The 11,338-nt window shown below is 70.7% G+C and carries 13 protein-coding genes; 8 read left to right on the plus strand and 5 right to left on the minus strand.

Going from position 1 to position 11,338, the window contains the following annotated elements; translation table 11 throughout:
- Window positions 1-24 precede the first annotated feature (24 nt).
- The 6 genes from ACI2K6_RS08410 to sufU all read left to right on the plus strand — a co-directional run bounded on the left by ACI2K6_RS08410 (window position 25) and on the right by sufU (window position 7,171).
- The gene (locus ACI2K6_RS08410; RefSeq protein WP_323987001.1) at window positions 25-1,239 is read left to right on the plus strand and encodes an amidohydrolase; all 1,215 of its coding nucleotides are present in this window, start codon (window positions 25-27) and stop codon (window positions 1,237-1,239) included.
- Complete coding sequence (locus ACI2K6_RS08415) at window positions 1,236-2,195, plus strand: hypothetical protein (RefSeq protein ID WP_274178097.1); 960 nt, start codon at window positions 1,236-1,238, stop codon at window positions 2,193-2,195. The genes ACI2K6_RS08410 and ACI2K6_RS08415 overlap by 4 nt, the downstream gene beginning before the upstream one ends.
- A gap of 61 nt (window positions 2,196-2,256) precedes the next feature.
- On the plus strand, window positions 2,257-3,018 hold the full coding sequence (locus tag ACI2K6_RS08420) for a hypothetical protein (protein ID WP_404568397.1): 762 nt from the start codon (window positions 2,257-2,259) through the stop codon (window positions 3,016-3,018).
- Between the two features lie 82 nt (window positions 3,019-3,100).
- Complete coding sequence (locus ACI2K6_RS08425) at window positions 3,101-5,164, plus strand: APC family permease (protein WP_274178095.1); 2,064 nt, start codon at window positions 3,101-3,103, stop codon at window positions 5,162-5,164.
- A gap of 223 nt (window positions 5,165-5,387) precedes the next feature.
- Window positions 5,388-6,716 carry a SufS family cysteine desulfurase gene (locus tag ACI2K6_RS08430; protein WP_282501823.1) on the plus strand — a complete coding sequence of 443 codons (1,329 nt, stop codon included), beginning with the start codon at window positions 5,388-5,390 and terminating at the stop codon, window positions 6,714-6,716.
- Window positions 6,713-7,171: a Fe-S cluster assembly sulfur transfer protein SufU gene (gene sufU, locus ACI2K6_RS08435; protein WP_282501822.1), complete on the plus strand. Its 459-nt coding sequence runs from the start codon at window positions 6,713-6,715 to the stop codon at window positions 7,169-7,171. Before ACI2K6_RS08430 ends, sufU begins: the two co-directional genes overlap by 4 nt.
- A 59-nt stretch (window positions 7,172-7,230) precedes the next feature.
- On the opposite strand, the gene ACI2K6_RS08440 is transcribed toward sufU, so the two are convergent.
- The 5 genes from ACI2K6_RS08440 to ACI2K6_RS08460 form a co-directional block, all read right to left on the minus strand.
- The gene (locus tag ACI2K6_RS08440) at window positions 7,231-8,265 is read right to left on the minus strand and encodes a DUF1266 domain-containing protein (RefSeq protein ID WP_404568398.1); all 1,035 of its coding nucleotides are present in this window, start codon (window positions 8,263-8,265) and stop codon (window positions 7,231-7,233) included.
- Window positions 8,266-8,269: 4 nt separating this feature from the next.
- Entirely contained in the window at window positions 8,270-9,247 is a 978-nt protein-coding gene (locus ACI2K6_RS08445) for an SRPBCC family protein (protein WP_269266862.1), read from the minus strand.
- A 72-nt stretch (window positions 9,248-9,319) separates the two neighbouring features.
- A complete protein-coding gene (locus ACI2K6_RS08450; protein WP_112615751.1) occupies window positions 9,320-9,685 on the minus strand; it encodes a helix-turn-helix transcriptional regulator in 366 nt (121 codons plus the stop codon).
- 164 nt (window positions 9,686-9,849) lie between these two features.
- On the minus strand, window positions 9,850-10,185 hold the full coding sequence (locus ACI2K6_RS08455; RefSeq protein WP_404568399.1) for a TraR/DksA family transcriptional regulator: 336 nt from the start codon (window positions 10,183-10,185) through the stop codon (window positions 9,850-9,852).
- Window positions 10,186-10,194: 9 nt separating this feature from the next.
- Entirely contained in the window at window positions 10,195-10,329 is a 135-nt protein-coding gene (locus tag ACI2K6_RS08460) for a hypothetical protein (RefSeq protein ID WP_404568400.1), read from the minus strand.
- A gap of 381 nt (window positions 10,330-10,710) precedes the next feature.
- Between ACI2K6_RS08460 and ACI2K6_RS08465 the strand changes: the two genes are divergently transcribed.
- Both ACI2K6_RS08465 and kdpF read left to right on the plus strand, forming a co-directional pair.
- On the plus strand, window positions 10,711-10,926 hold the full coding sequence (locus tag ACI2K6_RS08465) for a hypothetical protein (RefSeq protein WP_023953215.1): 216 nt from the start codon (window positions 10,711-10,713) through the stop codon (window positions 10,924-10,926).
- Between the two features lie 324 nt (window positions 10,927-11,250).
- Window positions 11,251-11,337, plus strand: a complete 87-nt coding sequence (kdpF, locus tag ACI2K6_RS08470) for a K(+)-transporting ATPase subunit F (protein ID WP_064955215.1) — start codon at window positions 11,251-11,253, stop codon at window positions 11,335-11,337.
- The last annotated feature ends 1 nt before the right edge of the window (window position 11,338 follow it).

An 11,338-nucleotide genomic window follows, 5' to 3' on the forward strand; every position in this document is an offset into this window, starting at 1 on the left:
GGCGCCCTCCCGTAGGCTCGGAGCATGGCCTTGGACCTCGACGCCCTCTACACCGACCTGCACCGGCACCCGGAACTGTCGTTCCAGGAGACGCGGACGGCCGCCGTCATCGCGGCTCGGCTCAGCGAGCTCGGTCTCGAGTACCAGGAGGGCATCGGCCGCACCGGTGTCGTGACCGCGATCCGCAACGGAGACGGTCCCGTCGTGTGGCTCCGCGCCGACATGGACGGCCTCCCGGTACCCGAGCAGACCGGCCTCGAGTACGCCTCGACGGCGCGCGGCGTCGACCCCGCGGGCAACGACGTGCCCGTCATGCACGCCTGCGGCCACGACATGCACGTCACCGCGCTTCTCGGAGCCCTCGAGCAGCTCATCGCCACGCAGCACGAGTGGTCGGGAACCGTGGTCGCCGTCTTCCAGCCCGCTGAGGAGTACGGCGCGGGCTCGCAGGCGATGATCGCCGACGGCGTGCTCGACCGCTTCCCGAAGCCCGACATCGTGCTGGGCCAGCACGTCACGCCCCTGCCCGCCGGCGTGATCGGCGTGCGGCCGGGCACCCAGATGGCGGCATCCGACGGCCTCAGCGTCGTGCTGCACGGTCGCGGCGGCCACGGCTCGCGCCCGCACTCCACCATCGATCCCGTCGTGATGGCGGCGGCGACGGTCATGCGCCTGCAGACGGTCGTCTCGCGCGAGGTCGACCCGCGCGACGTCGCCGTCGTGACGGTCGGCTCGATCCACGCCGGCCTGAAGAACAACATCATCCCCGCCGAGGCGAAGCTCGAGCTCAGCCTGCGCTACCCCGACGACGCCGCGCGCGAGCGCGTCATGGCAAAGGTGGAACGCATCGTGCGCGCCGAAGCGGCGGCATCCGGTGCCGAGACCGAGCCCGCGATCACCGTCGACCACACCCTGCCCCCGACGATCAACGACCACACCGCGACGGCCCGTCTGACCGCCGCATTCGAGCGCGCCTTCGGCGAGGGCAGCGTCGTCGACCCCGGCATGTTCACCGGCAGCGAGGACGTCTCGTGGTTCGCGCGCGAGGCCGGCGTTCCCCTCGTGTTCTGGTTCTGGGGCGGCGTCGACCCGCAGAAGTTCGCGGATGCCGTCGCAGCAGGCACCGTCGAGCGCGACATCCCCACCAACCACTCCCCGTTCTTCGCGCCGGTCATGCATCCGACGATCGAGCGCGGTGTCGAGAACCTCGTCGTGGCAGCCAAGGAGTTCCTCGCATGAGCGACCCCAACGACCCGTTCGCCGATTTCGAGCCCTACGAGCCGCCGGCCAAGCCCGAGCGCGCGAAGCGCGAGAAGGCGCCGCGGGAGCCGCGTCAGCCGCGCGAGCCGCGCGAGAAGAAGCCCCGCGCGTCACGTGAGCCCGGCCCCAAGCGCGAGAAGGCGTCGGGTATGCCGCCAGTCATGGCCGGCTGGCCCGACGAGCCCCTCGCGCCGCGTCCGGTCGAGCACGTCGACGACGGGGGTGGCGGCGACCGCCGCCTGCTCGTCATCCTGTCGAGCATCGCCGGCCTGCTCGTGGTCGCGGTCATCGTGGTGTTCGCGATCTACCTGACGCAGCAGTCGCAGCGGCAGGAGCCTGCGGCCGACCCGGTGCCGACGGCTCCGGCGACGCAGTCGGTCCCGCAGCCGTCCGGCACCCCGCAGCCGTCGGAGAGCCCGAGCGCCCCGGCGGCGACTGCGGGCGTCGCGGTGACCGCGGACGGGTTCACCATCACCGACGCCGGCGGATCGACGACGTTCACCCACGCGTGGGCGGATGACGCGGATCCGGCCGTGGCGGCGCTCACCGAGCTCTTCGGCGCGGCCCCGACCGAGGACTTCCAGAACGGCGACGCCGAGAACTACGCGTACAAGATCTACGCCTGGGAGGGGTTCCGGCTCTACGACGTCTTCTTGAGCGAGGGCAACCGTCCGCGCGCCGAGGTGCCCGCGCCGACCTTCATCTCGTACGACTCCGACGTCGACGTTCCGGTGACCGACGACTTCGGCATCGAGCTCGACATGTCGGCCGACGAGGTCGCCGCGCTCGGTCCCGACTCCGGTCAGGGCGGGTCGTTCGTGTTCGGCTCGGACCGCAACACCTTCTACCAGGACGGTCAGCGCCGCTTCGGTGCCGCTGTCACGGTCGAGGGCAGCAAGGTCACCGTCACGTACACCTTCCGCGCCGGCCGCTGAGAGGGTCTCCGTACCGGGCCGGGATGCCGCCGGCGGTGACTCCCCTGCCAGGATGGCGGGTATGACCACAGCGACACCGCGGCGGCCCCTCATCGTGCTCTCGATCGTGGCGGGGGTGCTGCTGGTCGTGGCGGCGGTGGTCGTGTTCCTGCTCGCGCAGCGCGATGCCGCACCCGCGGCTGCGCCGTCGTCCCCGGCCCCGACTCAGACCAGCGCGGCATCGGGGCCGACCCCGACGCCCACGCCGACACCCACACCGGCGGATGCCGCACCCGTCGCAGCCGAGGTGGTCATGGCCGCGACCGGTTTCACGATCGTCGCCGATGACGGATCGACGCTGCTCGAGTTCCGCTGGCGCGATGAGGTCGGGCCGGCCGTCGCCGCACTGACCGAGGCGTTCGGAACGGAGCCCGAGCTCGGCGTCCAGACCGGAGACGGCACCCACTTCCCCGACTACACGATCTACGACTGGGCCGGCTTCGCGCTGTACGACATGATCTTCGTCGACGGCAACAAGCCGCGGGACGAGTACGGCATCCCGACGTGGGTCAGCATCGGGGCGAACGAGGTGCAGGAAGTGCCCATCACACCCGAATTCGCGCTCACCATCGGCTCGGCCGCGGATGCGGTGCGCTCGAACGGTCCCGACGACGAATGGGCGATGCCCGGCGACGGCGAACTGCGCTTTGTCTTCGACATCGACCGAACTGATTTCCTCTCTCCCGACGGTCCGGTGCGAGACCTGTCGTACAGCGTCTTCGCGGACGCGACCGAAGGCCTCGGCGTCACCGACATCCTGTACCGCCCCTACAGCGGGCTCTGAACCGAACGCAGAAACCACGGTTCGACAACGCTCCGGTGACGCTCGGCGCGGCGAGATTGCGCAGGATGCCGCGCCAGGCGTAATGTCGCCCGCCGTGACCACTGACAGTCGCGAACCGGGCGAGGAAACCACGCCGATCGCGAAGCGCATCCTCATCGGCGACCCGCTCGATTCCGAGAAGCTCGACGACCAGCTCCTCCCCAAGCGCCGGGCCCTGCCGATCTTCGCCTCCGACGCCCTGTCGTCGGTCGCGTACGCGCCGCAGGAACTGCTGATGATCCTGGCGATCGGCGGCACGGCGATGCTCGCCTTCAGCCCGTGGGTCGCGCTGGCGGTGGTGGCCCTGCTCATCGTCGTCGTGCTGAGCTACCGACAGCTGATCAAGGCCTATCCCTCGGGCGGCGGCGACTACGAGGTCGCGCGCACCAACCTGGGCGAGAAGGCCGGGGTCGTCGTGGCCGCGGCGCTGCTCGTCGACTACATCCTCACGGTGGCCGTGTCGGTGGCATCCGGCGTCGACAACATCATCTCGGCGTTGCCCGGCCTCGCCCCCTGGCGGGTCGAGCTGGCGGTCGGGTTCGTCGTCCTCATCATCATCGTCAACCTCCGCGGGGTGCGCGAGGCCTCGTCGGCATTCGCGGTGCCGACCTACATCTTCATCGGCTCGGTCGGCGTCATGGTGGCGACCGGGCTCATCCGCACGCTGCTCGGCGACGCCCCCGTCGCCTCGAGCGCGCAGTTCGCGATGGAGGCCGAGAGCCTCAGCCAGGTCGCGCTCATCCTGCTGATCCTGCGCGCGTTCTCGAGCGGCTGCTCGGCCCTGACCGGAGTCGAGGCGGTCTCGAACGGTGTGCCGGCCTTCCGCGCCCCGAAGATCGCGAACGCGCAGAAGACCCTCGTCATGATGGGCACGATCGCCATCCTGCTGTTCTCGGGCCTGACGGCTCTCGGACTCATCGCGGGCGTCCACTACGCCGAGGACCCCTGCGCCCTCGTCGGCTTCGACTGCGTCAACCAGCCGCAGCCGAGCCTCATGGCGCAGATCGCCGCCGCGACGTTCGGCATGGGGTCGATCCCGTTCTTCATCATCCAGGCCGCGACCGCCTGCGTGCTGCTGCTCGCCGCGAACACGGCGTTCAACGGGTTCCCGCTGCTGGGCGCCGTGCTCGCCCGCGACGGCTACGCGCCGAAGTCGCTGAACACCCGCGGTGACCGGCTCGTCTTCTCCAACGGCATGATCATCCTCGGGCTCGCCGCGATCCTCGTGCTCGTCGTGTTCCAAGCCGACCTGACCACCCTCATCCAGCTGTACATCATCGGCGTGTTCGTGTCGTTCTCGCTCGGTCAGGTCGGGATGGTCAAGCACTGGCGGCGTGAGTTGCGGCTGCTGCATCCGACCGCCGCCGCCGACCGCGCGGAGGCCCGCCGCGGACTGATCATCAACGGGATCGGGGCGACCTTCACCGTCGCGGTGCTCGTCATCGTCACCGTGACGAAGTTCACCCACGGCGCCTGGCTCGTGTTCATCGCGATCCCGATCCTGGCGTTCCTCATGGTCGGGGTGAGCCGCTACTACCGCGACGTCGAGCACGAGATCGCGATGGATGACGACGTGCACTACGGCTCGACGGGCGACGTCGCCCTCGTCCTCGTGAACCGCCTGCAGAAGCCCGTCGCGAAGGCCGTCGACTACGCCCTCTCGGCGAAGCACGACAAGACCATCGCCGTGCACGTGGCGGTATCGAAGGAGTCGGCGCAGGATGTGCAGACCGACTGGGAGGTGCACCGGATGCCGGTGCCGCTCGTGATCATCGAGTCGCCCTACCGCCAATATGCGGCTCCCCTCGCGGCGTTCATCCGCAAGTACCGCGAGAAGCACGGCTCATCCGTCGTCACGGTGTACCTGCCGCAGTACATCGTCGGACACTGGTGGGAGACCTTCCTGCACAACCGACGCGCCCGCCGCATCGCTCAGCAGCTGATGATGGTGCACGGCGTCCAGATCACCCTCGTGCCGTGGCTGCTCGATTCGTCCGAGATCGTCTACGGCCGACGCTCGCGCCCGATGCCCGGCGACGACCGCGCCGGCCGGGCCTCCGCGACCTACGGCCTGGTGGCGCACACCGATTCGCCCGACGAGCGCTGAGCCCGGCGCGGCGGTCTCGCGCGAACGCGCGCAGTAACTCCTCAAGCGCGGGCGCAGCACCGCCGCCAGCAGGCCGGTCCGGCCCTCGATGGCACGGGTTTGAGGAGTTACGGCAGGCTGACGGAGGCGGAAGCTCGGATCCGCGGCCCCGAACCGCTCCGAGCACGCGCCGCCGCCCCGAGCGACCCGAGCCCGGGCCGGCGGGCGGGCGTAGCCTAGAGGAGTGAGCTCTCCCGCCGTTCCCGCCGCTTCGCCGCGCGTCAGCCCGCTCGACGCGGTGTCGTTGCGCGCCGACTTCCCGATCCTCTCGGAAGAGGTCAACGGGCACCGGCTGGTCTACCTCGACTCCGCCGCGACGAGCCAGAAGCCCACGGCGGTCCTCGACGCCGAACGCGACTTTCTCACGCACGCCAACTCCGCCGTCCACCGCGGTGCCCACACCCTCGCGGCCGAGGCGACCGATCTCTTCGAGGATGCCCGCGCCGCCGTCGCCGGTTTCGTCGGCGCCCAGCCCGAGCAGCTCGTCTGGACGAGCGGCGCGACAGCCGGCCTGAACCTCGTCGCCTACGCGATCGGCAACGCCACGCTCGGCCGCGGCGCGCCCGCATCCGCACCGTACGCGCTGACCCCGGGCGATGAGATCGTCACGACGGCGATCGAGCACCACGCCAACCTCATCCCGTGGCAGGAGCTCGCCGCCCGCACCGGCGCAGTGCTCCGCCACATCCCCGCACGGGCAGATGGCACGCTCGACCTGGATGCCGCGGCATCCATCATCGGTGAACGCACCCGGATCGTCGCCTTCACCCACGTCTCGAACGTGCTCGGCATCGTCAACCCGGTCGCCGAGATCGTCGCCCTCGCGCAGGCGGTCGGCGCTACGACCGTGCTCGACGCGTGCCAGTCGGCCCCGCACCTGCCGCTCGACCTGCCGGCGCTCGGCGTCGACCTCGCTGTCTTCAGCGGTCACAAGATGCTCGGCCCCTACGCGATCGGCGGACTGTACGGCCGCGCCGAGGTGCTCGACGCGCTGCCGCCGTTCCTCACCGGCGGATCGATGATCACCACCGTGACGCTCGACCACGCCGAGTACTTGCCGGCTCCCCAGAAGTTCGAGGCCGGAACGCAGGCGGTCGGACCCGCGATCGGTCTCGCCGCGGCCGTGCGCTACCTGCAGGACGTCGGACCCGAGAACATCCACGCGCACGAGGTCGCCCTGGCCGAGCGCATGGGCGCGGGCCTCCGCGAGATCCCCGGCGTCCGCCTGCTGGGCGACGCCCCGGGCGCGGAGCGCGTCGGCCTGTGGTCGTTCGACGTCGCCGGCGTGCACGCGCACGACGCGGGCCAGTTCCTCGATGCCCAAGGCATTGCGGTGCGGGTCGGGCACCACTGCGCCGCTCCGCTGCACCGGCAGTTCGGGATGACGGCATCCGTCCGCGCCTCGACGGCGCTGTACAACACCGAGGACGACGTCGACCTGTTCCTCGACGCGGTGCGCGGCATCCGCGGCTTCTTCGGCGTCAGCGATCAGGCCGAAGGGGCGCACGCATGACCGGGCTCGACTCCCTGTACCAGGAGCTCATCCTCGACCACTCGAAGCACCCGGTCGGCAACCCCCTCCACGACGTCGGCGATGCGGCGCACGCCGACTCGCACCAGAAGAACCCCGTCTGCGGCGACGAGATCACGCTGCGCGTCGCCGTCGACGGCGACCGCATCACCGGGGTGTCGTGGGAGGGCACGGGCTGCTCGATCTCGCAGGCCTCGGCCTCGATGCTCGCCTCGCTGGTCGAGGAAGAGGTCGAGGGCGACGGGATGACGCGGGCCGACGCGGCCGCCCTCATCGAACGCTTCCGCGAGGCGCTGCGCTCGCGCGGCAGCATCCCCCTGGACGAGGAGACGTTCGGCGATGCCGCGGCGCTGTCGGGCGTCTCGAAGTTCTCGGCGCGCGTCAAGTGTGCGATGCTCGCCTGGGTCGCCCTCGAAGACGGCCTCGGCCGGGCCTGAGCCCCGGCTCACCGCGGATCGGCCGCAGAGGTCGGTTCAGGCCGAGGGCCGAGCGCCGGTCAGGCCGAGGGCCAGGCGACGGATGCCGCGGGCCAGTCCGATCGCTGCAGTTCCGCGAGCGTCTCGCGCTGGCGCTGCACCGACTCGAGCGAATCCGTGCGGAACGCCGTCGCGATGACGACCTCGCGCCAGTACTCGTCGCGACCCTGGTACGTGGCGAACGCGCGCGTCGCCAACGGCTCGAGCAGCGCCCACGCCTCGTCGGCGGTCAGGTATCCCGCGACGTAGGCGTAGCGGACGCCGCCGATCGCGCGCTCGATGTCGGCGGCCAGCAGCAGCCGGGGCGGACGCTCCTCATCGCCACGCGCGAGGTCGTGGATGTCGAAGACCGGCAGGTCGGTGAGGGCCGCGATGCGCGACATCATGTGCTCTGCCGCATCGCTCTGCGCGACCTCGGCGAACCGCGTCGAGAGCACGCCGCGGGCGAGCGTGTCCGCGACGAGAAGCTCGGCGTCGGAGCGCGAGACGATCTTGAACTGCTCGTCGAGCGCAGCGCGGAGCTGCTGCATGCCCGGCAGCGGCATCGCGAACCAGGGTGACCCGTCGGCGCCGTCACGGTGCTTGGCGCGTAGGTCCTGCGGCAGCTCGGCGAACGTCGGCGTGAATGCGAGCGAGGAGTTCCACCCGCGCATCGCGAAGTCGCTCGCGGCGTCGAGCGCCAGGATCTGCTGCTGCCGCGGCGTGAGCGGACTCCGCGCCGCGAGCGCGAGGTACTGCCGCTGCGCGTTGCGCGGAGCGCGGGCGTCGCGCACAGCGAGGACGATCGACGCGACGAGCAGGCCCGCGCACATCCCGAGGAAGAGACCGAACAGGTTGTTCCCGAAATCCTCGCTGCCCACCCACACGTACGACAGCACGAAGCCCAGGATGCCGATCGGCACCGCGATCGCCGTCACGGGGAGCGCCCGCTTGCGCATGGCCTTGGGGTCGGTCTTGCGCCGGGCGTCCAGCATCCGTGTGTACCGCCGCCGAGGGCGGACGGGGAACTCCACGTCGCCGGGATGGTTCTGGAGGGCGATCACGGGTTCCGTCACCCCATCATTTTGACAGCACCTCCGCCTCGAGGCGGGCGTAGGAGTCTTCCATGCCGTCGGCCATGCCGGTAGCGAGGACCGTGTCGCGCGTCTCCTTGTCGGGATACTCGATGAGGAGCGTGAGCAGGGTGGCGCCGTCCTCTTCGTAGAGCTGGAGGTCGTTGACCGTGCCGGGCCCCTCGACTCCCGACATCCGCTCGGTCGTGACCTCGCGGCGCGGCGCGTCGAGCTGCAGCAGCTCGCCCTCGAACCCGAACGCCGTCTCGGGGGCGCCCTCCTGCTCCCACGCGTACCGGAACGTCCCGCCCACCTCGGTGGCGGGCTCGGCGACCGTCATCGACCAGCCGTCCGGACCCAGCATCCACTTCTTCAGCAGCTCGGTCTCATGGTGCGCGCGCCAGACGAGCTCACGCGGACCGTCGATGAACCGGGTGATGCGCACATGCGTGTCGTCGAGCAGTTCGACGCGCGTGCCCTGCCCCTGCGCGTAGGCGCGGAGGTCCTGCACGACCGCGTCGAGCTGGCCCATCGCGAGGCGCGAGCCCTCGATGGCGCCCATCGCGATGACCTGCTCGAGCCCCTCGGCCGAGGTGAAGTAGGTGACGTTCGTCAGGCGCGAGCCGGTCTCGGTCGTCTCGAACGAGAACAGCATGCGCATCGCGGGGAACTGCTCCATCGGCTCGCCGTTCTCGTCGGCGAACGCGTCGAGCACCTCGAAGCTGCGGCCCTCGTCGATCGCGATGAACTCCCAGGTTCCGCGCGACTTCTCGCCCTGCGGGCTCGACATGGCGTACTGCGCTCGTCCGCCCGGGGTGAAGTCGAACCGCGTGAAGGTCGCGGGCCAGCCGGGAGGGCCCCAGAAGCGCTCGAGCTGCGCGGGCTGCGTGAACGCGCGCCAGAGGCGGTCGACGGGCGCGGCGACATCCGCCACGAGCGTCATCGTGAGGTTCTCGGCATCGGTGGTGATGTCGGTGACGGGCATCGAATTCTCCTTCGAACGGATGGTGCGCGTGGGGTGGGTGTGCGGACTTGCGGGTCTGCGGGTCTGCGGGGGTCAGTCTTCGGGCTCGGCGAGCAGGGCGTCGAGGCGATCGACGCGGGCGCGCCAGAGGTCTTCGTAGCGGGCGAGCAGGGCCCGCGCCCGGGCGATCATGGCGGGGTCGGCGCGGACGAGGCGCTCGCGCCCCTCCGCCCGCTTGACGATGAGGCCGGCCGTCTCGAGGACGCCGACGTGTTTCTGCACCGCGGCGAACGACATGTCGTAGTCGGCCGCGAGCGCCGACACCGACTGCTCGTGCTCGATCGTGCGGCGGAGGATGTCGCGACGCGTCGCCGTAGCGAGCGCGTGGAAGAGACGGTCGATGTCGTCATCGCTCAGCTCGCTCCGCTCACTCGCCCGGGGATCGTTTCGTGCAACCATTTGGTTGTACGTTAGGGCTCGGGGTGGCGGGTGTCAACACCCGCGGCGGAACGAATTTCGGAGATCGGCGCGAAACTCGGACCGGGATGCCACATCCGTCCGAATCTCGCGCGATTCTCCGAGGTTCGGCCGGATGCGGGCGGCGTGAACAGCTACGGGCGCGGCTAGCGCGAAGCGCAGGCGACGCACATCGTCGCGTGGGGGCGGACATCGAGGCGCTCGACCGGGATGTCGCGGCCGCAGCTCGCGCACACACCGTAGGTGCCTGCGGCGACGCGGGCGAGGGAGGCCTCGACCTCGGCGAGCTCTGCCCGCGCGGCTCGACGTAGAGCCTCAACCCGCTGCCACTCCCCCGACAGCGTCGACCCCTCGGGGTCGTGCTCGTCGTCGGCGGTGGCGTCGGCGCGGTCGTGACGAAGGCTGTCGTCGTCGGCATCCAGCCGGTCGAGCTGCACGGTGAGCTCACGCTTACGCTCGTGCAGTCGCGCTTCCGGGTCCATCCCGCGACCCTACGCCCGCAGGAGGTCGTCGTGGCGACGCGGCTCGCGCCAGCTGTGTCTCACGACGACACCGGCCAGGATGACGGTCACGGCGAGCGCATGGAGGGCGATGATCGACGGCCCGAAACTCGGCCCGACGAACACCGACTCTCCCGTGGGGGCCGTGTAGCGGCATCCGACGCCGGGGGAAAGAGTTGCCAGGCGCCCTGGGCCGCGACGGATTCGGGCACCACGGATGAGTCGAACACGAGACGGTTGCCCGCAGCGTGCGCGCAGGCGCCGCTCGGCCCGTCATTGATGCCGGGGGGGCATCGCTGCCAGCAGGGCTCCAGCCCACAGCACCGCAGCCACGAAGGCGAACAACAGTTTCAGCGCGCGGGTGCCCGTCCGGGACGTCATGCGGGAACCCTACCGATGGGCCCCGCGCGGTACGGGCCCGGCCCCTTCGGCCACACGAGTCGCTACGTCAAGCCGGTGACATGGTCGGCCGGATCGGCGCACGCTGGGAGTGGAAGGGAGAACGACATGACCGATCACCACGACAACGAGGCCGAGCACGCCGACGAGGGTGCCCAGCACGCCCCCGACGAGAACCCCTCGACGGAGGAGCTCGAAGAGCCCAGCGTCGCGAAGGAGCCGGGCGAAGAGCCCAAGGCTCCGGAGCAGAAGGACGAGGAGCCGAGCCACCACGCCGTCGGCATCGGGGTCATCGACGACGAGTCCTCGCCCCTCGCGCCCTGACCCCGCCCCTGATCCGGCCGGGAGGCCCGGCCTGGCGATACATCTGCAGGACCGGTGGTGCTGGTGTCGTCTGGGCGCACGTCGGAGGCGACAGCAGCACCGGCCGCCCGACGGATGTATCGCCACCGGGCGCCGAGCCGGCACCAGAACCGTGAGGGCGGCGTGAGGAGCGGGCGCGGGGCCGTATGGATTCCGTGAGGACAGCGGGCGCGGCATCCGACGGGGTGTTGCATCGGATCTCGTGCTCGACCTCATCTATCTCGCCGCGATCCTCGCGCTCTTCGCCGTCGCCGGCCTCATCGCCCGGGGGGTCGAGAAGCTGTGATGGTCTTCTCGCTCCTCGCGGCGGTGCTGGCCGTCGCCGCCATCGTCTACCTCGTCGTCGCCCTCGTGCGGCCCGAACGGTTCTGAC

The organism is Microbacterium sp. NPDC006705 (assembly GCF_044903545.1).
GTDB lineage: Bacteria > Actinomycetota > Actinomycetes > Actinomycetales > Microbacteriaceae > Microbacterium > Microbacterium plantarum.